This is a genomic window from Aeromonas sp. S18(2024) (assembly GCF_041402525.1).
Taxonomy (GTDB): Bacteria; Pseudomonadota; Gammaproteobacteria; order Enterobacterales; family Aeromonadaceae; genus Aeromonas; species Aeromonas enteropelogenes.
Window position 1 is genome coordinate 108,469 of record NZ_JBGLQV010000002.1, and the last position, 25,106, is coordinate 133,574.

Below are 25,106 nucleotides of genomic sequence, written 5' to 3' on the forward strand. Positions count from 1 at the left end.
GTTCTGGTGATGACGGACACAGGGCCCGAACCGGTTGCAAACGTTTGCAATTTCGAGTGCAAAACAGGCTCACAGGCATAACAGGCCCCCCTCCTCGCCTCTTGCGAACATCGCCCTCTCATCCAGGCGTTTGTACGGATAGATGTTGACCCCTTGCACCACCCGGTTGACCTGCCCCGTCGGGCAGGGATTGTCCGGGCTGATGCCCAGGCACAAGGCGGTATGAAAGGCATAGAACTGGGCATAGAGCAGGTAACAGAAGGCCAGCTGGGCATCGTCCTGCGCCAGGGTACGAGGCAGGTAGATATGCTCCCCCTCCTCGATACGGGAGTCGGGCCGATCGGCGATGGCGACGACCCGGGCCGCCTTGCCATCGGCGCGCAGCTCGCGCAACAGATCGAGATCGTATTGACGGGTATAGGGGTCGTTGGAGACAAACAACACGACCAGGGTTTGCTCGTTGACCACGGACTTGGGACCGTGACGAAATCCGGTGGGCGAGTCATGCATGCCGATCAAGAGGCCGCCGGTCAGCTCCAGCAGCTTAAGGGCGGCCTCCTGGGCAACCCCCTGCAGGCTGCCGCTGCCAAGATAGATGACGCGCTCGGCCATGGGGTCATTCCAATCGGGGAGGCGCTGTGCCGCCTGGGCCAGGATAGCCTCGCTGGCGCACACCAGCTCGACACAGCCCCTCGGGTTGAATTGTGCTGGCAGGAAGACGGCCAGGCAGCTCAGCATCATGCAGGTCAGACTGCTGGTCATGGCAAAACTGCGGTCATGGGTCTGGGGCGGCATCAACAGTGCCAGGGAGTTGGCCTCCTGCTGGCAGCGTCGATAGAGCTCCCCCTCGCTATTGCAGGTGAGCACCAGGTGATGGCAGTCACTGAGCAACTGGCTGGCCAGCTCGACTGCGGCCACGCTCTCCGGACTGTCCCCTGAACGGGCGAAGGAGATGAGCAGGGTCGGACAATCCTGCGCCAGATATTCAGCCGGATCGGTGACTATGTCGGTGGTTGCTATCGCCTCGACCCGCTTATTCAGGCGAGCCGCGAGATAAGGGGCCAGGGCGCGCCCGGCAAAGGCGGAGGTACCGGCACCGGTCAGGATCACCCTCAGATGGTCATGGCAGAGCAAGGGGGCGAGAAAAGGATCCAGCAGATGGCGACACGCCTCGACCATGGTGAGGGTCTCCCGCCAGGTGGCGGGCTGCTGGTGGATCTCGCTGGCGGTGGCCAGGCCATTGGCGAGACGCAATGTCTCAGCTGAATAACCAAGGATCATCTCTGCAACTCCTTATACAACTGGGTCTAATCGGGGATGACAGGCGAACTCGTAGTGCCGCAACACCTCTTGCACCTGATCGAGAATGAGGTCGTGGGGATTGGCCGACAGCGTGCCCTGGCGCACCTTGCGATACTGCAGGGGCATATGCTGGCTGAGCAGGGGCAAGGGGATGGGCTCGGCGGCCAGATTGGCGAGCAGTCTGGCGTAGCTGGCGTCGACCCGGCTGTCCGGCCAGTAGTAGCGAATGCGATCCGAATAGCTGTAACCACGAGCCAGACGGCACTCCCTGGCACTGCCATGGTAGTGATGGCGCCAGTAATCGGGGTGATCCAGCATCGCCTCTTCCATCACCTGACGCAGGCCCGAGCAGGCATAGGTGGGGACCAGCTCCTCTTCAATGGCAACAAGGGCAAACAACGCCTCGCGCAGGGCAAAGGTCAGGGCCGGGCCGACCTTGAGAATGGCAAAGTGGTCGCGCACCAGCTGGCGACAAGCCGTCGGGGTCTGGTAATCGGTGGAGTGGGCCTCGAACACCATGTCGGGATAGGTTTCGATCATCCGGCTGAGGGGCGCCGCCTGCTCGGGCCGATAATCGATGACACGGGTGTGATCGAACTCGACACCGGGCTGCACCACCAGGCCAATGACCCGTGGCCAGACCGTATTCAGCCCAGCGTGGGCAAACGCCTGGCGGTGTGCCTCCAGGGTGTGACGAGCCGCCTGTGGCGTGGTGACGGCCAGCTCAACCAGATCGTCATGGGCGCCCCCCGGCACCGGCACTTCGGTACCGATCACGTAGACCAGATCGCTGCGCCCGAACCGGGCCTGGCAGGTATCTTCGGCCACCCGTGCCAGACGAGCGGCCCGCTCGGCGACCAGCTCATCGCTCAGGGGCACGGCATCTCCCTGGCAGGGCATGCTGCAATCGAGATGAATTTTCTTGAAACCGGCGGCGACATAGCTGGCGATCAAGTCATCGGCATGAGCCATGGCCTGGTCGGCCGGTTCCCCTTGCCAGCGATTGGGCCCCAGATGATCGCCCCCCAACATGAGGCGGTGCACCGGGAAATCGCACACCTTGGCCAGCCGATACAGATGGTCACGAAAATCGGCGGGCGTCATGCCGGTGTAACCGCCGTATTGGTCGACCTGGTTGGAGGTCGCCTCTATCAGCAACAACTCATTCCCTGTGGCGGCCAGGCGCATGGCCGCCTCCAGCACCAGCGGGTGGGCGGAGCAGACGGCATAGATGCCGACCGGCTCCCCCTGCTTATGTCTTTCGATCAACCCCTGCACCGATTTCATTGCACCACCATTGACTATTTAATCATCAAGATTACTTTCGATTTCTTTCCAAACCATAGACTTCAGACGCATTTAACGAAATGAAAGCTTGTTCAAATCATGAATAGGATCACAAATGGAAAGGTATTGAAAGACTAAGAGAGGGGAAAGGAGCGCGACCAGGCTAGGTGCGATGAGCGAAAGCTTGCTTTGCAATGGCCGCTGGGCATTAATATGAAAAACGAAAAATAACGAAAGTGGTGGGCTCACCACGACACTCCGGCAGAAGAGCTTATGCAGACAACCGAAAAGAGCGTGCTCGGTACCAGCGAGCGGCGGGAAAAAATCATTCAGCAACTGCGCGCCAATGGCAGCGTACAGGTCAACGATCTGGCCAATCACTACCAGGTGTCTACCGTCACCATTCGCAACGATCTGGCCTTTCTGGAACGCCAGGGAGTGGCGGTGCGCGCCTATGGCGGCGCCCTGCTCTGCGAGCCCAATCAGGCGCAGGCGGTGCCCGAACGCACCATCGCCGACAAGAGCGTACTCAACACACCGGTCAAGCAGCGCATTGGGGCGCTGGCCGCGACGCTCGTCCACCCCGGCTGTCGTCTCGTGCTCGACTCGGGTACCACTACCCTCGAGGTGGCACGCCATCTGCGCGCCCATCACGACATTCTGGTGATGACCAACGGCATGAACGTGGCCAATGCCCTGCTGGAGGCCGAAGGGGTCGAATTACTGATGACGGGGGGGCATCTGCGCCGCAAATCGCTCTCGTTTTATGGCGCCCAGGCCGAGCAGTCCCTGCAGAACTATCACTTCGACCTGCTGTTTCTCGGGGTGGATGGCATCGATCTGGAACGGGGCATCAGCACCCACCACGAGGATGAGGCCCGCCTCAACCGCTGCATGTGCCAGGTGGCCGAACGGATCATAGTGGTCACCGACTCCAGCAAGTTCCGGCGCCTGAGCCTGCACAGGATCATCGACACTCATCGCATCCACACCCTGATCACGGATGACGCCCTGCCCGCCGAACTGCTCAACGGCTTGCGCCATGCCGGGATCGACGTGCTGCTGGTACCGGCTGACGCCCCCTAGAGGCCACGGGGGCATCAAGCCCCGTCGGTCACCGTCAACGTCATGACGAGCGCCAGCCGATCACCTGGTGCCAGCAACCGCAAACCGGGATGGCCCGCCATGTGGTGGGCATTGGCGGCATGGCTCTGGGGCTCCAGACAGACGAATCCGCTCACCTCGTCGGGCTGATAGAGCATCAGGAAGGCACTGTCGCTGGTCAATGTCAGCCGCAGCCTGCGAGCGGGATGTGCCAGCTCGGCCCGGCCACACCAGCCGCCATAACAGTGGTTTAGCCACCCCTGCGGGCGTCGCCAACGGCGAAAATCGAGGTGGGGAGCCAGCGTGCCGCTCCAGCTTGTCGGCAGATGATCCGCCCCCTCCTGCCAGACACCGCTCGCCAGAAAACGTACCTGGGTCAGGGCATCTCGCCAGAAGAAGGGGTGGAAACCGGCGCCATAGAGGCAGGGGCTCTCCCCCAGATGAGTCAACGTGATGCGCGCCACCAGGCTGGCCCCTTCCAGCCGATAGTCGAGCTCTGCCTGGTAGTGAAAAGGGCCGTTGTCGCTGATGAGCTGCAGCGTCACGGCGCTGCCACTCAATGCCACCGGTTGCCACTGTCGCAACCAGCCATCGCCGTGCAGGAAGAAGTCGGGATCGACGGGACTTTCTGGCAAGCCATGCTCCTCCCCCCATAGCTCAAAACGGTTGCCAGCTACCCGGTTGGCCAGCGGCATCATGGGAAACAGGGCGCTTTGCCCGGGATCACAAGATGCATCGGGGTCACTCTCGCGCAGCAGCGGGCGCCCCTGCTCATCCTCCAGCCCCAGCAAACAAGCCCCTTGTGTTGAAACCCGCATCCGAAGGTGCGGGTTGCTCAATGTGTAAACCGTCATGCGGAGGCGCTCGCCCTGGTCGACGTCAGCTCAACCTTGCCCTGGGCCAGCTGGGCTTCCAGCGCCTCCAGAGTCACCCCCTTGGTCTCGGGCACCTTGCGGTAGATGAAGATGAGACCGGCGAAACAGATGAGGCCATAGAGCAGGAAGCTGCCCGAGGCTCCCAGCCCGGCATTGAGCAGCGGGAAGGTATAGGTCAGCACGAAGCAGGCAATCCAGAGCGCCAGGGTGCCAGCCGACATCGCCAGACCACGCACCCGGTTCGGGAAGATCTCCGAGAGCAGCACCCAGGTGACAGGCGCCAGGGTCAGGGCATAGATGGCGATGGCTGCCAGCACCAGCAGCAACACCGGCAAGCCCAACACGCCGCTGGCATAGGCTGCCGCCATCATGCCGTAGATAATGGTCAGCCCGGCCGAGCCAATCAGCATCAGCTTGCGGCGCCCTATCTTGTCCACCATGGGCAGCGCAATCAGGGTAAACAGCAGGTTGATAAGGCCGGTGGCGACGATGGATTTGAGGGTGCTGTTGATGTCAAACCCGGCGGAGGCAAAGATCTCCTGCGCGTAGTTGAAGATGACGTTGATGCCGCACCACTGCTGAAACACCGCCAGTACCATGCCGATGATAAGGATGGGGCGCACCGAGGGCTTGCCCAGCTCCGCCAGCGACACCCGATGCGCCTCCTCGCCCACCAGGGTCTGGCGGATCTCGGCCAGGGTCTGCTTGGCATAGGCATCGCCGCCAATCTTGCCAAGCATGCGGGACGCCTGCTCATACTGACCATCTTTGGCCAGCCAGCGCGGTGACTCGGGCACAAAGAACATCAGAACCAGAAAGGCCAGGGCCGGCACCAGCTCTGCGCCAAACATCCAGCGCCAGCCGGACTGGCCATTCCAGGTGGCGAGGATATCGGCCTGGGTTGCGTTGCTCGCCACCGGATCGGCGATCATCAGATTGACCAGCTGGGCCGCTAGCACGCCGATGACGATGGTGAGCTGGTTGATGGCCACGAACTTGCCGCGCCTGTCGGCCGGGCTTATCTCGGCGATGTACATGGGCGAGAGCGCCGAGGCCAAACCAATTCCGATACCGCCCACGATGCGATAGACCACGAACAGATCGAAGCTGCCGGCGGCGGCGGTGCCCCAGGCCGAGATGGTAAACAGGATGGCCGCCAGGATCAGCGGCTTCTTGCGACCGAAGCGATCGGCCGTCCAACCCGAGATGGCCGCTCCCAGCACACAGCCCACCAGCGCCGAACTCATGGCCCAGCCGGACTGGGCCGGATCCGTGATGGCAAAATAGGCTTCATAGAAGGGCTTGGCCCCGCCAATCACCACCCAGTCATACCCAAACAACAGGCCACCACAGGCAGCCACCAGGCAGATCATCCAGACGTAGCTCATATTGAGCCCATTCGTATCTGATTGATTTTTCGTGCGTTCCATGACTCATCCTTATCATCTTTGTCGATTGTAGGGTGCAGGGGCGCCCCTCACAGTGGCGGGGCGCCGGTTTTTGTTATGGGGTGAGCACAAGCTCACGGCAGATCAGGGTAAACAGATGCCCCTTGTCATGGGCCGGGTTGAGGGTAAGCAGCTCGCCAAGCGTCTGCTCGCAGGCCTCCCGCCGTCCCAGCCCCAGCTGGCCGAGCGCCCGCACCAGCAGGCAGTGCTGGCGGTGTTGCTGCTGCGGATCGTCGTCGAGCACGATGAGGTCGGGTAGCGACACGGCAAAGAAATCCGCCTCCACGGGGGCCTTCATGGCCTCTTCAGCCCAGGTCACCATGCCCTCAAACAGGCGCTCTGCCTCCTGCCCCCGGCCCAGCTGCGCCAGCGCCATCCCCCGATAGAAGAGGTAATCCACCGGCTGATCGTTGTAGTAACGGCTCGCACCCAACCCGGCCTGACCGAGGCAGGCCTGCTGCAGGCACTGGCTTGCCAGGCTCTGGTCGTCACAGGCGAGATGACAGAGCGCCAGCAGGTAGTGGATGTCGTTGTCGGTTTGCCCCACCAGACGCCCCTCCCCCAGGTTGAGGGGATAGTGCAGCGCCTGTTGGAGCAGCGGGATGGCCTCCTGGTGACGCCCTGCTGCCATCAGGGCCAGGGCCCGGCGCTGCTGGTTGATGAGGTACTGGCCGGTCACCTTGCCCTCGCCCCCCTCCCAGGGGTGGAACTCGCGCAGCCGCAATATCTCGGCCGCGGCTTCCAGCCGATGAGTGATGTGGTAGAGGCTGAGCAGCTCGGCGGTCAGATCGTCGCGCTTGAGAGCGACCTCGCGATGGGCCTCCAGCAAAGCCAGTCGCTCGGCGGGGGCCACGGCGCAGCGTTTGTGCAGCTGATCGAGCTCGAACAGCAGGCGGGCATCGTCCGGCTTGAGGGCAAAAGCGCGGCTCAGGCACTGTTCTGCTGCCGCCAGATCGCCGCCCTTGTTGAAGTGATGGATGCCAAGGTTGCGCCAGGTCGCGGCAAACTCGGGCGCCAGCTCGCACACCGATTGCCACAGGGAGACCGCCTGCTGGTAGTTGCGCTTGCTGTAGTGAAAGCAGCCCAGCAGATAGCGGGCAAACCAGCTGTGTGGCAACCGCTCGAGCATGGCCACCTCCCCCAGGGTGTTGGGAAAGCGCACCCGGCAACCCAGGGCCTGCTCGGCCCGCCGCAACAGCGCCTCCTGCTGCGCCCCTTGTGGTTGCAGGCTGGCCTGAAACAAGAGCGGCAGGCTCTCTTCCACCGGCAGGGCCTGCAGCAGTTGGCGGGCCAGTTCGGGGCGCCCCAGCTCAAGCAAGGCACTCGTGAGGAAGCAGAGATTGACTCCGCGCCCGTTGCAAAGACGTGCCAGCGCCTCGAGATCCGCCGCCTGCTCGCTCCCCAGCCAGCGCAGCAAGGCCAGCTGGTAGTGAAGAGGGTGGCGCGCCTGCTGCTGGTCGAGATAGGCAAGTGCCGCTTCCCGCTCGCCGCACTCCAACAGCGCCAACCCCTTGAGGGCAATGGCGCCATAGTGGGTGCCGTTGACCGCGAGACTCCTCTCGACAAATTGCAGCGCCTGCGCGGGGTCACGGCGCACCATGGCGATGCGGGCCAACCCGAAGAAGCCGCTGTCACGGCAGTTGCCGCTCCAGGTCGCCTTGTGGAAGTCATCGAAAGCGGCGTCGAGCCGACCGAGGCGCTCCTCGATATGGGCGCGCAGCAGGCTCCCCTTGCCGCACTGGGGGTTCTTGTTGAGGCGATGGGCCCGGGCCAGCGCCCGATTGGCATACTCCAGCGCCTGCTCATAATTGGCGCGGTTGTATTCGAGGGTCGCCAGCGCCAGGTTGCAGCGATAGTCGCCGCTGTCGATCTCCAGCGCCCGCAGGTAGTAATCAAAGGGAGAGCGGCTGGCGTGCAGGTACTGCTCCAGATGCTGACCAATGAAATAGAGCTCGTCGACCGAGTCGAGATTGGCGGCAGGTGCAGGGACCGTGGCCGGCTCCGGCAGCGCCTCGCCTGCCGGCTGGTGTTCGAGGTAACTCAGGATCGTCTGATCGTGCTCATCGAGCAGACTCACCCGCAGGCGCCCTTCACTGCTCGCGGTGCTCTCTTCCAGCCAGGCCTGGCCCGGCTGCAGTTCAAGGGCTTTCGTGAACAATACGCCCTGTTCGTCGCTCACCTCGACACGGGCAGCGGATAACGGCGCCACCGCATAGACGCCGCACAAGAACCCGCCCTCGGTACGCTCCAGCTTGAGGGCGGCGCGGGTGTTGGCGTTTTGCACAGTGCCCAGGGTGTTGTAGGGCAGGAAGTGCTGGACGAACACCTTCTCTTCGCCCGCATCCAGCCAGGTGAAGTCGGGCTGGTTGTCGGTATAGACCCCGGTCATCAGCTCGATATAGGGACCATTGTCATCGGTCAGGTTGCGATCCCAGGCAAGGCCGAAATCACAGTTGCCCCAGGTCCACTGCTTCTTGCCCGGGGAGACGTGGTGATCCGCCACATGCAAAAGCCCGCCCTGCTCGCCATGGCTGTAGGCGCCGACGAAGTCGTAGTCGGATTTGTCCGCCATGTAGGAGGTGGGTACCGGAATGTTGCGATAGCGGGAGATATCGACCCCGCTCGAGTAGTCCACCTTGTAGTAGGTGCCACGGGCGATGGGGAAGGCGCTGACATCGCGCTTGCCGTGGTCATAGACGGCGGTCACATCCGGCGGGAAGACGCTCTGATGATCATCCCCCCCTTTGACTGCCGGGTTGGACCACCAGAGGAAGTGGCGCGGCGTGTCGTTGCCGTTGAACACCTTGCCGGTGATCTCGATAAGCGCCCTGTCCGGATAGAGGGTAAAACCGGCCATCACCTGCAAGCCACGCATCGCCTCCACCTCGCCGAGCCAGACGGTCCTGGCACCGCCCTCGCACTCCTGGATGGTGAAGTCCACCGGCATGAAGGTGGTGGGCCTGTGGTGCTGTGGCCAGTTGAACTCGATCCCGCCGGAGATCCAGGGCCCCACCAGCCCCACCAGGGCGGGCTTGATCACCTCGTTGTAGTAGACAAAATCCCGCTGCATCACCTTGTCATAGGCGCGGTGGATGCGGCCCCCCAGCTCGGGCAGCAGCATCACCTTGATGAAGTCGTTCTCCAGCCAGATCGCCTGATAGGGCTTCATCTGCTTCTGCCCGGTGAGGGTATCTATCACGCCATAGGGGTAGACGGCCCCCGAGGAGCCCTGATAGACCCGCTTCTCGAGGAACATGGGGTTGGGATCTTCGGGGCCAACCTCGTAAGTCGGCAGGGTGACGGTTTCTTCCCAGACTCGTACATCCGATCTCATCTATCTCGCCTCACTCAACATTAATTAGTAAACGTTTCGATGAGGCCAGTTTAGAATAGGGTTTTCAGTGATTTTCGCTCAAAGATCACGCAATACAGTAAGCAGGGTTTAGTGAAATGAGACACGCCGGCTTGAACAACCAGAAGGTCCGCCACCACAACAAACAGGTGCTGCTGGCCCTGCTCTACCAGCTCAAGGAGGCGAGCAAGTCCACCCTGGCCCGCCATTGCGAACTCTCCATCCCGGCGGTCAGCAAGATCCTCGACGAACTGGTCGCCGACGGCGCCATCAGCCACAGCGAGCAGAATCTCTCCGCGCGCGGCATCAGTGGCGGCAGCTACCGCATCGCCAGCGGCCAGGGGGCGATCCTCTGCCTCAACATCAGTCCCACCAGCCTGGAGAGCATACTGGTGGACAATCTGATCACCCCGCTCGACGACTACGCAGGTCAGAAAATCTCGCCGCAAACGCCGGAGGAGTTACTGAGCCTGATTGAAGCCTGCTACTACCAGCACAAGCGCCGCCACAAGGGTGTGGCGATCCGCCTGGCGCTGGCGATACATGGCCAAGTCAACCCGGCCACCGGGGTCTCCCAGACCATGCCGCAGGCCCCCTGGCATGCACCGGTCGAACTCAAGTATTTGCTGGAAGAGCGCCTCGGCTGCGAGGTGATGGTGGATAACGATTGCATCATGCTGGCCCTGGCGCAGAAGTGGCAGGGCCGGGAAGCAAACGGGGATTTTTGCGTCATCAACGTCGACTACGGCATAGGTTCGGCCTTTATCATCAACGGCCAGGTCTACCGGGGCGCCCTGTTTGGCAGCGGCCAGATAGGCCACACCATCATCAACCCGGATGGCAGCGCCTGTGCCTGCGGCCGTTACGGCTGTCTGGAGACGGTCGCCTCCCTCTTTGCCATCAAGAAGCGCGCCCGGGTGTTTCTCAAACAGCAGGCCAGTGCCGATAACCCGGCGCCGGAAGGCGGAGAGCTCGACACGGTCCGTTTGCTCGCCCTCTACCATCAGGGGGATGTCATGATCCGAACCCTGGTCGATGAAGGGGCCCGCGCCATCGGCCTGAGTCTCTACAACTTCCTCAATATCCTCAACATCAACCGCATCTGGCTCTATGGCCGCAGCTGCCAATTTGGCGAGCCATGGCTGCAGACCATCATCCACCAGACCGGCGCCAATCCGTTCGATTGCAGCGATGCGGTCAATGCCACCCACATCCGCTTCGGCGAACTCACCCGCCCCCAGCAGGTGATGGGGATTGGTTATCTCTATGTGGAGCAAGCCCTGGAGACACACGCATAGAAAAGGGCCGGCTTCACGATGAAGCCAGCCCTTGTCATCTGGTGCCGGTAACAGGAGTCGAACCTGCGACCTTCGCATTACGAATGCGCTGCTCTACCAACTGAGCTATACCGGCCAATGCCTTCAGATTCAGAAAAAACGGCCTACAAGTCAATCGAGCCAAGACGATTTTATGAGTTGGCTCATGGTGTTACCTGCAAACTTACAAATCGGAGAACTCGGGAATATGGGCGCGGCCACGGCTCTCGAGAAAATCGAGCAAAGCCCGGGGTGAGCGCACCAGGATCCGCTCCTCTGGGAAGCCCGCCTCGGTCACCAGACGGTGACAATGATCGAAATCCCCCAGGCTGAAGGCCACGTGGGAATCAGAGCCAAAAGTGAGATAGGCGCCAAGGTCGCGCGCCGCCTCGACGATGGCGCGGCAGTTGCTTTCACTGCCCGCACGGGAGTGGCTGAACGAGGAGTTGTTGACCTCCAGCGCCACCCGGTATTCGGCGGCGGCTTTGACTACCGCCTGGATATCGATGGGGAAGGCCGGGTTGCCGGGATGGCTAATCATATCGACCCGACCACTTTTGATGGCGTTGATCATCGCCTGGGTGTGAGTGGCCTGATCGCAGGGGGGAAATACCGGCTCGTGAAAGCCCGCCATGATCATGTCGAGCCGCGACTCGTAGCGCTCGGGGAAGTCTATCTCGCCATCTATGTTCTTGATGTTGGCCTCGATGCCGCGCAGGATGCCGACCCCGTCCACTACCCTCGGCAGCACATGCAGATTGACGAAATGCCAGAAGTGGGGAGCATCGGCCATGTCCGGTCCATGATCCGTGGTGGCAAACAGCTTGATCCCCTTGGCCCTGGCGATGGGCAGATAGTCGTGGATGGTGCTGTAGGCGTGGGTACTGGCAACGGTATGAGTGTGGGTATCGACCGGGTACTTCATCTTCTCTCCCCTTCAGACTGGAGTCGTCAGCATAACAAAGGGCGGATGTCGGGGCCATGTCGCCCCTTGCCATACTTTGTCACAAAATGACGAGAACCTGACATAGTCTGGCTGGCGCGGGCTGGCATACTGGCACCATCGATGAATGCCTGAACTCGCATCGATAGTTTGCCTCAGGATGAGGAAAACTCACTTTCCCCACCGTCGCGCCCTGCGGCGGTTTTTTTTTGCCTGCCGTCCGTTATCGGCAAGGAGCGGGTAAAAAAATGCCCAACTAGCATGAAGCAGGTTGGGCGAGACTTAATGTTTAATTGCAGTGGCATAGATATAGAGTCCCGCCGTGTGACTTAAGTTCCCCTTCCGTTGTACTTTTCGCAAAAAACATTTCGCTAACACTTATTCACACTCTCTTGACACTTGAGCTTATGAAACGTACTTTTTAAACATTCGTTTAAGTGAGGTGTACAGTGAGTAAAATCGATACCAAAAACCGTATTCTCGATGCCGCGGAAGTGCTGTTTGCCGAGCGGGGATTTGCTGATACCTCTTTGCGCCTGATCACCAGTGAGGCCGATGTCAATCTGGCGTCCGTCAATTATCACTTCGGTTCCAAGAAGGAGCTGATCCAGGCTGTGCTCGATCGCTACCTAAGCCTGTTCATGCCGGAACTGGACGCCCGTCTGCGTACCCTGATGGCGCAGGATCAGCTGAGCCTGCTACAGGTGTTTGAAAGCTTTGTCGATCCCCTGATGAAACTGGTTGCCGTGCGGGCCAACGGCCCTGCCCTCTTCATGCAGCTGCTGGGACGCGGCTACATCGACAGCCAGGGCCACCTGCGCCGTTTCATCACCGCCCATTACGGCGCTGTATTGCAGCGGATCACCCAGGCCATCTCCAAGGCCAATCCGGCCCTGTCGCCAGCAGATCTCTTCTGGCGCCTGCATTTCACCCTGGGCACTGTCGTGTTCACCATGGCCTCCGCCGATGCCCTGCGCGACATCGCCCAGGCCGATTTTGGCCAGCAGCTCGATGTGGAAGGGCTGGTGCGCAACGTTATTCCTTATCTGGCGTCCGGAGTCGGGGCGCCCGTGGAGTCGACCAGGCAGGCCCTGGCCGTGTAACAACCAACAATAAATCAACGGAAACAGTGAAATAGAAGGAACTTCGGTATGATCACATTGCTAATCCTGCTGGTGCTGGCGATAGCCGTCGTGCTCGGCGTACCCTCCATCCGTAAAAAGGTGGTAACCCGTCCGGTATTCGGCATCTTCAAGAAGATACTGCCGCCCTTGTCGGCCACCGAGCGGGAGGCCATGGAAGCCGGCTCCGTCTGGTGGGATGGCGAGTTGTTTCGCGGCAACCCCGACTGGAAAAAGCTGCACGGCTACGGCAAGGCCGAGCTGACCGCAGAGGAGCAGGCCTTCATCGACAACCAGGTCGAAACCCTGCTCGCCATGGTCGACGACTTCAAGATCGTCAACGAGACCAAGGACCTGCCGGAGCCGGTGTGGGATTATCTGAAGAAGGAAGGCTTCTTCTCCCTGATCATCCCGAAATCCTATGGCGGCCGCGAGTTCTCCGCGATTGCCAACTCCACCATCGTCACCCGTATCGCCACCAAAAGCCTGAGCGTGGCGGTCACCGTCATGGTGCCGAACTCCCTCGGCCCGGGCGAACTGCTGATGCACTATGGTACCCAGGCCCAGAAGGATTTCTGGCTGCCGGGGCTGGCCAACGGCAAGGAAGTACCCTGCTTCGCCCTGACCGGTCCGGAAGCGGGCTCGGATGCGGGCGCCATCCCGGACAAGGGGATCGTCTGCAAGGGCATGCACAAGGGCGAGGAAGTGCTCGGCATCCGCCTCAACTGGAACAAGCGCTACATCACCCTGGCGCCGCGCGCCACCGTGCTGGGACTGGCGTTCAAGCTCTATGACCCGGAAAAACTGCTGGGCGACAAGGAAGAGATCGGCATCACCTGTGCGCTGATCCCGACCGATCACCCGGGCGTGCGTGTCGGCGATCGTCATTACCCCATGGGGCTGGCGTTCCTCAACGGCCCGACATTCGGCAAAGATGTGTTCATTCCGCTCGACTGGATCATCGGCGGCCCGGATTACGCCGGTCGTGGCTGGCGCATGCTGGTCGAATGCCTCTCTGCCGGTCGCGGCATCTCCCTGCCTGCCCTCGGCACCGCCTGTGGCCACATGGCGAGTCGCACCGTGGGTGCCTACTCCTACGTGCGCAAGCAGTTCGGCATGTCCATCGGCAAGTTTGAAGGGGTACAGGAAGCGCTGGCCCGCATCGGTGGCCTGACCTATCAGCTGGAAGGGGCCCGCCGCATGACCGCAGGCTCCCTGGACCTCGGTCAGGCACCGGCCATCGTCACGGCGATTTCCAAATACCACATGACCGAAATGGCACGCCAGATCATGGATGACTCCATGGACATCCACGCCGGTCGCGCCATCCAGCTTGGGCCGAAAAACTACACCGGCTACGCCTACATGGGCATTCCGGTGGCCATCACGGTGGAAGGGGCCAACATCCTGACCCGCAACCTGATGATCTTCGGCCAGGGTGCCACCCGCTGCCACCCGTACGTGTTTGCCGAGCTGGAAGCAGCGGCCGACACCGACGTGGAGCGCGGTCTCGAGAAGTTCGACGCCCTGCTGATGAAGCACATCGCCTTCGGTACCGGCAACTTCTTCGGCGCCCTGTTCCAGGGGCTGACCCTGGGTCAGTTCAACAGCGCCCCGGTGGCCGGCGAAACCGCTCGCTACTACAAGCAGCTGTCACGCATGAGTAAAGGGTTGGCCCTGTGCGCCGACATCTCCATGCTGATGCTGGGTGGCGATCTCAAGCGCAAGGAGATGATCTCCGCCCGTCTTGGCGACGTGCTGAGCCACCTCTATCTGGCCTCCGCCACCCTCAAGCACTACGAGGATCAGGGTCGCATGGTCTCCGATCTGCCGTTCGTGCAGTACGCGGTGGAGCGCAACCTTTACCTCATCGGCAAGGCGTTCGAAGGCTTCTTCCAGAACTTCCCGAACAAGGTGGTGGGTGCCGTGCTCAAGCGGGTGGTGTTCCCGTTTGGCGTCGGTTACAAGATGCCGGCCGATGATCGCTGCCACGCCATCTGCCTGGCCATGATGAAACCGGGCGAGTTCCGCGATCGTCTGACCGCGCTTTGTTATGTTGGCAAGGACGAAGCGGATCCGGTCGGCCTGATGGAGCGCGCCTTCCAGGCCATGGTGGCGGTTCAGCCCTACGAGAAGAAGCTGGTGCAGGCCCAGAAAGAGGGCAAGCTGCCCCGCAAGATGGCCCTGCCCGAGCTGGTTGCCGCCGCCCTGTCCCACTCCATCCTGAGCAAGGATGAAGCGGACAAGCTGCTGGCCGCCGACGCCCTGCGCTATGAAGCCATCCAGGTGGACAACTTCGCCCCGGGCGAGCTGGAAGGCCTCTCCCAGCCCAACCGGGTCGACAACGCAGCCTGATCCCGTTGACTCCTGAAAACCGGCCCAAGTGGCCGGTTTTTTGTTTGTTAACCATGCGTTTACAAGCGGGGGAAATTCCAGTTAAATGCTTGAGTCCCTGTTTCAGGGACTTTGGAAGCAAGGCCAGCGGAATGGCCAATAACAACAAAACTCAGGAAGAGTGAATGAACCTCGCCAAAACGGCGATCGAACGCCCCATCTGGGTGGCGGTCTCGATCGTGCTGATTTTTCTGCTGGGCCTGCTCAGCATTCGGGGATTGCCAGTCCAGCTGTTTCCCGACATAGAGCGCCCACACCTCAATATCTCGGTGGACTGGCGCTCGGCCTCGCCCCAGGAGATGGAGTCGGAGGTAACCGACCCCATCGAGCAGGAGATGCAGGGGGTACAGGGGCTCAAGCGTCTCATCAGCAACAGCTACCCCGGCTTCACCGAAATCGATCTGGAGTTCGCCCTCGGCACCGACATGCAGCGGGCCCAGCTCGACGTCATCTCGCGCCTGAACCGGGTCTCCGGCCTGCCGGACAACATCGGCGGCCCCTACGTCAACAACTACAGCAGCAACGACACCCTCACCTTCTTCTTCATCCAGCAGCTGCCTGGCAGCAAAGGGAAAATTGATGACCACCAGGCACTGATCGAGGCACGGATCAAACCCGAGCTGGAGCGGATCCCCGGGGTATCGACCGTCGATATCCAGGGGATCAACGAGCGCCAGATCCAGATCCGCTTCGACCCCTACCGCGCCGCCGAGCTGGAGGTAGAGATCCCAGTATTGGCCAGCCGGGCCGGTACCGGCTGGGACGTGTCGGCCGGTACCCTCGACATCGGCCGCTGGGAGTACAAGTTGCGCTTCGCCGGCCGTTACGACGTGGCGAGTCTGGGAGACAAGGTGGTGGACTGGCGCGACGGCCTGCCCATCTATCTGCGGGACGTCGCCGAGATCAGGCTGGCGCGGGAAGAGAACCCGGTGCTGCGGATCCAGAACGGCAACACCGCCATCGCGGCCCAGATCTTCAAGGAGAGCGGGGCCAACGCCCTGGCGGCACTCGAAGGGATCAAGGCCAGGGTGGCCGAGCTCAACCGCGAGGTGCTGGAGCCGGTCGGCCTGCATATGGAGCAGTCGTTTGATGCCTCCCTCTACATCAACCGGGCGGTGAGCATGGTGACCGCCAACCTGGGGCTGGGGGTGCTGCTCTCCTGCGCCATCCTCTGGCTGTTCTTGCGCCGGCTCAAGGCAACATTGATGATTGCTCTCGCCATCCCCATCAGCATCATGCTCACCTTCTGCCTGCTCAAAATGATGGGCAGAACCCTCAACGTCATCTCGCTCGCGGGGATCGCCTTCGCGGTCGGCATGGTGCTGGATGCCGCCATCGTGGTGCTGGAGAGCATCTACCGGCGTCACGAGAAGGGGGATTTGAGCAAGCCGGCCGCGGCGCTGGAAGGCACCCGCCAGGTGTGGACCGCCCTGGTGGCCTCCACCCTGACTACGGTCGCCATCTTCCTGCCAGTTCTGCTGCTCAACGACGTGGAGGGGCAGCTGTTTGCAGACCTTGCCCTCACCATCGCCTGCGCCGTGACCGTCTCCATGCTGGTGGCGGTGATCGTGCTGCCCGCCGTGGCGGCGCGCTGGATGGGGCGCGAGCGGCTGATCGACCCTTATGACTCGCTGTGGCAGCGCACCACCCGCCATGTGATCCGCTGGACCGGCACGCCCCGCCGGCGCTGGACCATCATCACTCTGATGATGAGCCTGCCTGCCCTGGCTACCTGGGCCCTGCTGCCCAGGATGAACTACCTGCCGGATGTGAAGCGCGATGCGGTGGACGTCTGGATGAGCTTCACCCCCGGGGTCAACCTCAAGGCCCAGCGTGAGGAGGTGATCGATACCCTGATCGCCCGCCTCGCCCCTTACATGAAGGGGGAGCAGGAGCCCGCCCTCAAGAACTACTACATATTGCGCTACCCGGGCGGTGCCCAGATCGGGGTCAGACCCAGGGATGAGAACCGCATCAAGGAGCTGGAGCAGCTGCTGATGAAGCAGCTGCTGGTGGGCATTCCCGACACCCGGGCCTTCGGCGGTCAGGGCTCGCTGTTCGGTGGTTTTGACAGCGAGAACGGCATCTCCCTGCTGCTGCAGGGGGGGGATCTGCCAGCCCTCTACCAGGCCGCGCGCGCCGCCGTGGCCATCGTCCAGCAGGACTTGCCGGGCGCCCAGGTGAGGCCACAACCCGATCTCGATTTCACCGCCCCCGAACTGCGCCTGGTGCCACAAGACAGGCGTCTCGCCGAGGTGGGCTGGGATCGTACCCCCATGCCCGCCATCATCCAGACCTTCGGTGACGGCCTGCGGGTCGGCGAATACTTCGATGGGGAGGAGCGGCTCGACATCCTGCTGATGGGACAGAGCTCCGCCAATCCCGACGAACTGCGGGCCGTGCCACTGGCGACTCCGTCCGGGCGCATCGTCCCCCTTGGCGAACTGCTGCGGGTGGAGCACGACATGGGCCCGGCCAGCATCTTTCGCGCCGACGGCCGGCGCAGCATCAGCCTGCAGATAGCCCCACCCGAGGGGATGAGCATGGAGCAAGTGCTAGAAGTACTGCAGCACAAGAGCTTCGCCGCCATCCGGCCGCTGCTGCCCGCCGGAGGAGAGCTGCGCATCGACGGCAACGCCGACAGCCTGCAGCAGGCGCTGGACAACCTGGGGGCCATCTTCCTGTTTGCCGTGATGATCCTGCTGATCCTGCTGTGGGGGGTCTTCGCCTCCCTGAAAGACGCCATCCTGGTGCTGCTCGCCCTGCCGCTCGCCACCGTCGGCGGCGTGCTGGCGCTCCACCTGAGCGGCCTCCTGGTGCCCCTGCCGATGGATCTGCTGACCATCATCGGCTTCGTCATTCTGCTGGGGCTGGTGGTCAACAACGCCATCCTGCTGATGCACCAGACCCGCACCGCCGAGCGGGAGGGCATGAGCCGCCCGCAGGCGGTGACCGACGCCCTGCAAAGCCGGATGCGCCCCATCGCCATGACCAGCCTCACCAGCATCTTCGGCATGCTGCCGCTGATGCTGAGCCCGAGCGAGGGCAGTGAAATCTACCGTGGGCTGGCCACCGTCATCGTCGGCGGCATGAGCTGCAGCACCCTGTTTACCCTGATCCTGTTACCCGCCTTCCTGCGACTGGGAGAGCGGGCCGACACCCCACTTCACCTGCGCCAGCGGGCCTGAGCAAGGAGCTCATCGATGACACCCGTTTTTACAAAAATGGTTACAAGGATGCTGATGACAGCGGCCCTGCTGGCGGGGAGCCTGAGCACCGCCCGGGCCCAGGAGAAGGTGGTCACCCTGGCGGATGTGACCCTGGGAGAGACGGCGGCCAGCATCTGGGTCAGTGGCACTGTGGCGAGCCGCCAGCAGGCGGCGCTGAGCGCCGAGGTGAGTGGCCGAGTGGAGTGGATCGCCGAATTTGGCAGCCGGGTCAAGGCAGGGGACGAACTGCTACGCCTCGACAATGCGGCGCTGCAACTGTCGCTGGAGCAGGCCCGGGCCGAGCAGGCCAAGTGGGAGAGCAATGTGCGCTTCGCCCGGGCCGAGTTTGGCCGGCTGGCGACGCTGCACCGGCAGAAGAGCACCTCCCAGAGCCAGTATGACAAGGCCCGTTACGACGTGGAGCAAGCCGAGCTGGCCGAGCGGCTGGCCCGGGTGCAGGTGTGCCAGATTGAAGAGCAGCTGCGCCGCAGCCACATCTTCGCCCCGTTTGACGGGGTAGTGAACAACCACTTCATCCAGCCGGGGGAGCATGTGGATGCCGGCGAGCGGGCACTGGAGCTGGTCAATCCGGACCTGCCGGATATCCGCCTGCAGGTCCCCATCGTCTGGGCCGACCGGCTGGCGCCCCAGACCCGGTTGCGGATGGAAGGGGAACAGCTGAGCGGCCACGGTGTCTACTACCAGCGGGCGGTCAGCGCCGACCCCAGATCGCGCCTCATCGAGCTGCGCCTCAAACCCGATGCAGGTCGTTTCATCATAGGCTCGCCGGTGCGAGTGGCCCTGCCCCTTGGGGAGCAGCAGAGCATGCAGCTACCACGGGATGCCCTGGTGCTCGGCACCGAGGGAAGCGTGGTCTACCGGGTCGAACAGGGAGAAAAAGGGCTCAAGGTCAACCGGATACCGGTCACAGTGCTGTTTGGCGACAGCCAGCAGGTGGCGGTGAGCGGTGCCCTCAAGGCCGGTGACAGGGTGGTGGTGCGCGGCGCCGGCAGCCTGCGCGATGGCGACACAGTCACCCTGTTCGAGGGCTGATTGACGGCCGGGGACACCTCTTTATCCCGTGGCTGAGCAATGTTTGGCCGCTTGAGTGCAGACGTACAGCCAAGCGGGCCACAGTTTGCTATCTTGGCGGCCATCACTCGCGTTCAGAGCAATCACAACCCATGAGCATTATTTTGGGCATTGACCCGGGATCGCGGATCACCGGATACGGGGTTATCCGGGTAGTCGGCGGCAAGGCCGAATATCTGGGGTCGGGCTGTATTCGCACCGATTGCGGCGAGCTGCCGGAGCGCCTCAAGCAGGTCTACGACGGGGTGTGCGAGATCATCACCCAGTTCAAGCCCACCGAGTTTGCCATCGAGCGGGTCTTTATGGCCCGCAACGCCGACTCGGCCCTGAAGCTGGGACAGGCCCGGGGCAGCGCCATCGTGGCCGCCGTCAACGCGGCCCTGCCGGTGAGCGAATACTCCCCCACCCAGATCAAGCAGGCGGTGGTAGGCACAGGCGGCGCCGCCAAGGAGCAGGTGCAGCACATGGTGACCCATCTACTGAAACTCTCCGCCACCCCGCAGGCCGATGCGGCCGATGCCCTCGGGGTGGCGCTGTGCCACCTGCACACCCGCCAGAGCCTGATCAAGATGGCGGGTCGCACCAGTGGCTCGGTGCGCGGCCGCTACCGCTGACCCCCTCTCCCCGCCAATCGGCGGGGCTTTATTTTGCTACCAGTTCCGTCAGCGCCCCGATCAAGGCAGCGAGCCCCTGCTCCACCTTGTGGCGGGAGCAGCCGACGTTCAAGCGGATAAAACCCCTACCCTCGGGGCCATAGGTGTCGCCACGCATGATGGCGACCCGGTATTTCTCCACCAGCAAGCGTTGCAGCGCATCCATCCGCTCGGCCGAGTCGATACCGAGCCCGTTCAAATCAATCCAGGCGAGGTAGGTTCCCTCGGGCACCCGATAGTCGATGGCGGGGAAGGCGGCGTTGAGCCGCGCCGCCACCAGCGCCAGATTGCCGTGCAAGTAGGCTTTCAGGGCATCGAGCCACACATCCCCCTCCCGATAGGCGCTGATATGGGCCAACACCCCGAGGATAGGGGGAGACGAGAGGCCATGGGCAGCCTTAAGCTGCCGCAGATAATCCGCCCGCGCCCCCTCATTGGGGATAAAGGCGTAGGCACCACCCAGCGCCGGAATGTTGAAGGATTTCGACCCCGAACTGACCAGCGCCCAGCCATCATCCAGGGCCACCTCGCTCCAGGGCAGATAGGGGGCAAAGCTCATGTCCATATGAATGTCGTCCGAGATGACCTTGACCCCGTGGCGCTGGCAGATGTCCGCCATCCGGCCCAGCTCATCCCGCGTCCAGACCCGCCCCGTGGGGTTGTGGGGACTGCACAGCAGCAGGATGCGGCAATCGGGGCGGGCCGTCTGACGCTCGAAGCAGGCCCAGTCAATGTGATAGCTCCCTTCCCCCTTTATCAGCGGACAAGGGAGCAACACCCGATCGTTGGCGCTGAGCATATTGCCGAAGGCGTCGTAAGCCGGGGTGTGCACCAGCACCCCCTCCCCCGGTTTGGACCAGAGGCTCACCAGCTGGGCGATGATGTAGATGACGGAAGGACCGTAGACCAGACTCTCGGGGTCGAGGCGAGCACCGTAGCGGCGGGCGAACCAGCCGGTGACCGCCCCCTTGAAGTCGTCGTGGTTCCAGCGGCTGTAGCCGAAGACCCCGTGTTCGAGACGCTTGACCAGGGTCTGGCGAATGCAGGGGGCGGTCTCGATATCCATGTCGGAGATGGTGAAGGGGAGCAAGTCGGCGTGGCCAAAGCGGTCGGCCACATAGTCCCACTGGGTGCAGTAGGTGCCGTGGCGAGCGACCTGGCGGTCAAAATCAAAGGGGTCTGTTTTGGGCATCTCTTTTTCTCTCGCCAGCAAAGATACGAATGAACAAGGGGGCATGACGCCCCCGGGGATTAAGGTAAAAGGTGGGCCGGATCAGGCCCCCATCAGGCTCTGCAGCTGGTTTTTCACCAGATGGACCTGGGGCCCTATCACCACCTGCAGGTTGTGCTCGTCGAGCTTGATCACCCCGATGGCGCCGTTGGCTTTGAGCAGCTTGTCATCGACCCGGCTCATGTCCTGCACCGACATGCGCAGGCGGGTGATGCAGTTATCCAGCGCCAGGATATTGTCGGCACCGCCCAGGGCATTGAGGATGATCTCGCCGTTGTAACCGCTGTTGCCTGCCTTCTTGCCGGTCGGCTGCGCGGCCTCACTGGTTTCGATTTCCCGGCCCGGGGTTTTGAGGTTAAAGCGCACGATGGCGAAGCGGAACACACTGTAGTAAATGGCAAACCAGATCCCCGCTACCACGGGCACCAGGTACCACTTGGTGGCGGTGCCCTGCAGCACGCCGAACACCAGAAAATCGATGAGGTTGCCGTCGGTGTTGCCGATGGTGACGCCGAGCAGCCCCATGGTCATAAAGCCCAGACCAGTCAGGATGGCGTGAACGAAATAGAGCACGGGTGCCACGAACAGGAACAGGAACTCCAGCGGCTCTGTGATCCCGCCGATGACGCAAGCCACCACACCGGAGACCAGCAGCGCCTTGATCTTGCCGCGATTTTCCGGACGGGCGCAGTGATACATGGCAAGCGCCGCCCCCGGCAAACCGCCGAGGAAGGCCGGCATCTTGCCCTGGGAGAGGAAGGAGGTGGCCGAGACCGAGAACTGGGTGGTATCGGCACAGGAGAGCTCGGCATAGAAGATATTGAGGGCGCCACTCACCTCGTTGCCGCACACAAGCTGGGTGCCACCCGCCTCGGTGAAGCGAATGAGCGCTACCAGGATGTGGTGCAGACCCAGCGGCAACAACAGACGCTCACCGGTACCGAACAGGAAGGGACCGAAGGGGCCGGCGTGGGAAATCAGCGCACCAATGCCATTGATGCCGGCGGCGAACCAGGGCCAGACGAAGGGCACCACCAGACCGACGACACCCAGCACCAATGCGGTGATGATGGGCACGAAGCGGGCACCGCCGAAGAAGGCGAGCGCATCCGGCATCTTGTAGGTGTAAAAACGGGCGTGGAGCTTGGCGACGATCACCCCGACGATGATGGCCCCCAGAATACCGGTATCGATGGAGCTGATGCCGAGGATGGCTTTCACCCCGTAGGCCTTCTCCGCCGCGGCGTCACCGATGACGTTGGCGACCGTCAGGTAGAAGTTGATGGAGAGGTTGAGGGCCGCGTAGCCGACGAAACCGGCAAAAGCCGCCACTCCTTTCTCCTCGCGCGCCAGCCCGAGAGGAATGGCGACGGCGAACATCACCGGCAAATAGATAAAGGCCACCAGCCCCACCTTGGTCATCCAGAGGAAGAGCAGTTGCAGCAGGGTGTTGTCGAGGAAGGGCATGCTCTGCTTGACCGCATCGCTGGTGAGCGAGCTGCCGACACCGAGCAGGATACCGGAGAAGGCCAGCAGGGCGACCGGCAGCATAAAGGTCTTGCCTAGGCTTTGCAGGAACTCCCATATCGTGGATTTGGCGGGTGACTTGGCCATGTGTCTGATCCTTGTAAGGTTAAGGGCACGCCCGATGTCGGTCACTGTCGCCGTTGTCCACTCCCTTGCTGGCAAGCAAGGGCGACAGCCCCCCATCAGGTTTTGCTGGATGATAAAACGTTTTATCACTTCGCAATTGCCAAGATGATCACAGAATGACCGAGCTGGCAGGATAGGCGTTGCGAAACTGTGAGCCAGATCGGCTCGAAGATGATGTAACGTTTCACTCAGGCAGACGAGGGGGTATGCTGTGGCCTCGGTATCCATCTGCTGTCGCCCGTTCGCCTATGTCCCCCTTATCAAAAAACCCCAAGATCACCGACGTTGCCCAGCTGGCGGGAGTCTCGGTCACTACCGTCTCCATGGTGCTGCGGGGCAAGGGGCGCATCTCCCCCGCCACCACAGAGCGGGTGCAGCAGGCGATCAAGCAGCTCGACTATGTGCCCAACAGCGCCGCCGCCAACCTGCGCAGCCAGCAGTCCAACCTGGTGGGGTTGATCTTGCGGGACATCACCGACCCCTTCTATACCGAGGTCACTGCCGGGGTGAGCGAGGTACTGGAGCAGCAGGGATATCTGCTGTTTCTGACCCAGTGCGGCCACAGTCCGGAGCGGTTGCAGCAGAGCATCCAGTCCCTGTCGCGCCAAGGGGTGGCGGGCATCATCTTCAATCCGGTGCGCGGCGCGGCCGCCAAAACCATGGAGGCGCTGCTCGACTCCGAGCTGCCCGTGGTGTGTGCCGCCCGTTCCTATTATCGCGATGACGTGGACTTTATCGGCCCGGACAACACCCATGCCGCCCAGCAAGCCACCACCTACCTCATCGATCAGGGCCACCGCCATATCGCCTATGTGGGGGGGCGGGCCGACTCGCTGACCCGCGCCGAGCGGATCGGCGGCTACTGCGCCAGCCTGCTGCAATACGGCCTGCCCTTCAAACCCGAGTGGGTGCTCGAATGCGATCGCACCCAGCGCAGCGCCGCCGACACCATAGCCCAGCTGCTGCACCAGCATCCCAAGGTAACGGCCATTCTGTGCCACTACCCGGAGGTGGCCCTCGGCGGCATCTACGGGGTGGAAGCCAGCGGTCGCACCGTGGGCAAGGACAACTACATCGGCCAGCAGGTGGCCCTGCTCGGCTTTGACGACGTGGCTGAGGCCGAGCTCACCGCCCCCGCCCTCACCTTTGTCAGCTCGCCAGCCCGCGAGATAGGCCGCCAGGCCGCCCTGCGCCTGCTGACCCGGATGCAGCAACCCGAGCTCGCCCCCAACCGCCATATCATCACCCCCAATCTGCAGAAGCGGGAATCGGCGTAAATCACCGGGAACGGGCGAGACAAAGCCCCCCCCTCTCGTTTCGACCTGATACGCCGGTAATGCCATCCCGAACAAGGGGTTAGCCCTGCTTGCCCACATACAGAACACACACCCTGAACAAAAAAGAGGCATTATTGGCGATCTTTTTCTAGACGACCGGTCTAGTAACTACTACCATGCCGCCATGACCGACAGATACCAAGACACGCGCCAGCATCTGCTCGACACTGGCCGCACCATACTGACCACCCACGGCTTCAACGCCATGGGGTTGAGCTTTTTGCTGCAAGAGGCCGGGGTGCCCAAGGGCTCCTTCTACCACTACTTCAAGTCAAAAGAGCAGTTTGGCGAAGCCCTGCTGAGTCACTACATCGACAGCTATCTGGTGGAGATGGAGGCATTGCTCGGTGGCCAGGACAAACCGGGACGCGAACGCCTGCTACGCTACTTCGCCCACTGGAAAGGGAGCTGTTGCGACTGCCTGGTCGTCAAGCTGAGCGCCGAGGTGGCGGATCTCTCCGACACCATGCGCCTCATCCTGAAGACCGGTACAGACAGGGTCGTGCGGCGCCTCGCGCTGGCCATCGAAGAGGCCATCGCCGATGGCAGCCTGAGTCACAGAGCAACCCAGCCGCTGGCGACCAACCTCTACCAGCTCTGGCTGGGGGCAGCCCTGCTCGGCAAACTGGATCGGGAGGGGCAACAGCTGGAACACGCCTACACCATGACGCTCCAGCTGCTGGCCCCCTGAATAAACAGGCCCGATAGATGTCGGGCTTTTTTGGCAACCAACACTAGACGACCGGTCTAATTTTGCAAAAAGAAGGCGCTCACCATGCCATAAGGATG

The 25,106-nt window shown here is 62.3% G+C and carries 17 protein-coding genes and 1 tRNA gene; 9 read left to right on the plus strand and 9 right to left on the minus strand.

Annotated features, from left to right (window positions below):
* Positions 1-69: 69 nt before the first annotated feature.
* Positions 70-1,281, minus strand: coding sequence for an SIS domain-containing protein (locus ACB034_RS03710; RefSeq protein WP_371172117.1), 1,212 nt, complete (start codon positions 1,279-1,281; stop codon positions 70-72).
* Between the two features lie 12 nt (positions 1,282-1,293).
* Positions 1,294-2,589: a tagatose-bisphosphate aldolase subunit KbaZ gene (gene kbaZ, locus ACB034_RS03715; protein WP_371172118.1), complete on the minus strand. Its 1,296-nt coding sequence runs from the start codon at positions 2,587-2,589 to the stop codon at positions 1,294-1,296.
* A 273-nt stretch (positions 2,590-2,862) separates the two neighbouring features.
* Here kbaZ and ACB034_RS03720 point away from each other — a divergent pair, with 273 nt between their 5' ends.
* A complete protein-coding gene (locus ACB034_RS03720) occupies positions 2,863-3,675 on the plus strand; it encodes a DeoR family transcriptional regulator (protein ID WP_042027597.1) in 813 nt (270 codons plus the stop codon).
* Between the two features lie 14 nt (positions 3,676-3,689).
* Here the strand turns inward: ACB034_RS03720 and ACB034_RS03725 are convergent, their stop codons facing one another.
* The 3 genes from ACB034_RS03725 to ACB034_RS03735 all read right to left on the minus strand — a co-directional run bounded on the left by ACB034_RS03725 (position 3,690) and on the right by ACB034_RS03735 (position 9,350).
* Positions 3,690-4,547, minus strand: a complete 858-nt coding sequence (locus ACB034_RS03725) for an aldose 1-epimerase (protein ID WP_371172119.1) — start codon at positions 4,545-4,547, stop codon at positions 3,690-3,692.
* Positions 4,544-5,998 carry a sugar porter family MFS transporter gene (locus tag ACB034_RS03730; RefSeq protein ID WP_371172120.1) on the minus strand — a complete coding sequence of 485 codons (1,455 nt, stop codon included), beginning with the start codon at positions 5,996-5,998 and terminating at the stop codon, positions 4,544-4,546. The genes ACB034_RS03725 and ACB034_RS03730 overlap by 4 nt, the downstream gene beginning before the upstream one ends.
* Before the next feature lie 73 nt (positions 5,999-6,071).
* Positions 6,072-9,350 carry a DUF5107 domain-containing protein gene (locus ACB034_RS03735; RefSeq protein WP_371172121.1) on the minus strand — a complete coding sequence of 1,093 codons (3,279 nt, stop codon included), beginning with the start codon at positions 9,348-9,350 and terminating at the stop codon, positions 6,072-6,074.
* Positions 9,351-9,466: 116 nt separating this feature from the next.
* Here ACB034_RS03735 and ACB034_RS03740 point away from each other — a divergent pair, with 116 nt between their 5' ends.
* A complete protein-coding gene (locus ACB034_RS03740; RefSeq protein WP_371172122.1) occupies positions 9,467-10,666 on the plus strand; it encodes an ROK family protein in 1,200 nt (399 codons plus the stop codon).
* Between the two features lie 39 nt (positions 10,667-10,705).
* Here ACB034_RS03740 and ACB034_RS03745 read toward each other — a convergent pair.
* Together ACB034_RS03745 and ACB034_RS03750 are read right to left on the minus strand one after the other, a co-directional pair.
* Positions 10,706-10,781: transfer RNA gene (locus tag ACB034_RS03745), tRNA-Thr, on the minus strand.
* Positions 10,782-10,868: 87 nt separating this feature from the next.
* Positions 10,869-11,609 (minus strand): phosphatase, encoded by a 741-nt coding sequence (locus ACB034_RS03750; protein WP_371172123.1) that lies wholly within the window; start codon positions 11,607-11,609, stop codon positions 10,869-10,871.
* Positions 11,610-12,076: 467 nt separating this feature from the next.
* Between ACB034_RS03750 and ACB034_RS03755 the strand changes: the two genes are divergently transcribed.
* The 5 genes from ACB034_RS03755 (at position 12,077) to ruvC (ending at position 20,057) form a co-directional block, all read left to right on the plus strand.
* Positions 12,077-12,730, plus strand: coding sequence for a TetR/AcrR family transcriptional regulator (locus tag ACB034_RS03755; RefSeq protein ID WP_026456593.1), 654 nt, complete (start codon positions 12,077-12,079; stop codon positions 12,728-12,730).
* A 48-nt stretch (positions 12,731-12,778) separates the two neighbouring features.
* The gene (locus ACB034_RS03760) at positions 12,779-15,103 is read left to right on the plus strand and encodes an acyl-CoA dehydrogenase (protein ID WP_371172124.1); all 2,325 of its coding nucleotides are present in this window, start codon (positions 12,779-12,781) and stop codon (positions 15,101-15,103) included.
* A 164-nt stretch (positions 15,104-15,267) separates the two neighbouring features.
* A complete protein-coding gene (locus ACB034_RS03765) occupies positions 15,268-18,330 on the plus strand; it encodes an efflux RND transporter permease subunit (protein WP_371172125.1) in 3,063 nt (1,020 codons plus the stop codon).
* A 54-nt stretch (positions 18,331-18,384) separates the two neighbouring features.
* Positions 18,385-19,404, plus strand: coding sequence for an efflux RND transporter periplasmic adaptor subunit (locus ACB034_RS03770; RefSeq protein ID WP_371172126.1), 1,020 nt, complete (start codon positions 18,385-18,387; stop codon positions 19,402-19,404).
* Between the two features lie 131 nt (positions 19,405-19,535).
* Positions 19,536-20,057 carry a crossover junction endodeoxyribonuclease RuvC gene (gene ruvC, locus ACB034_RS03775; RefSeq protein WP_042027609.1) on the plus strand — a complete coding sequence of 174 codons (522 nt, stop codon included), beginning with the start codon at positions 19,536-19,538 and terminating at the stop codon, positions 20,055-20,057.
* A 28-nt stretch (positions 20,058-20,085) separates the two neighbouring features.
* On the opposite strand, the gene ACB034_RS03780 is transcribed toward ruvC, so the two are convergent.
* Positions 20,086-21,288: a MalY/PatB family protein gene (locus ACB034_RS03780; protein WP_371172127.1), complete on the minus strand. Its 1,203-nt coding sequence runs from the start codon at positions 21,286-21,288 to the stop codon at positions 20,086-20,088.
* An 81-nt stretch (positions 21,289-21,369) separates the two neighbouring features.
* Positions 21,370-22,941, minus strand: coding sequence for a maltose/glucose-specific PTS transporter subunit IIBC (gene malX, locus ACB034_RS03785; RefSeq protein WP_371172128.1), 1,572 nt, complete (start codon positions 22,939-22,941; stop codon positions 21,370-21,372).
* 287 nt (positions 22,942-23,228) lie between these two features.
* On the opposite strand from malX, the gene ACB034_RS03790 reads away from it, so the two are divergent.
* Together ACB034_RS03790 and ACB034_RS03795 are read left to right on the plus strand one after the other, a co-directional pair.
* Positions 23,229-24,257, plus strand: coding sequence for a Mal regulon transcriptional regulator MalI (locus ACB034_RS03790; RefSeq protein ID WP_061475808.1), 1,029 nt, complete (start codon positions 23,229-23,231; stop codon positions 24,255-24,257).
* A 184-nt stretch (positions 24,258-24,441) separates the two neighbouring features.
* Entirely contained in the window at positions 24,442-25,008 is a 567-nt protein-coding gene (locus ACB034_RS03795) for a TetR/AcrR family transcriptional regulator (protein ID WP_026457158.1), read from the plus strand.
* The last annotated feature ends 98 nt before the right edge of the window (positions 25,009-25,106 follow it).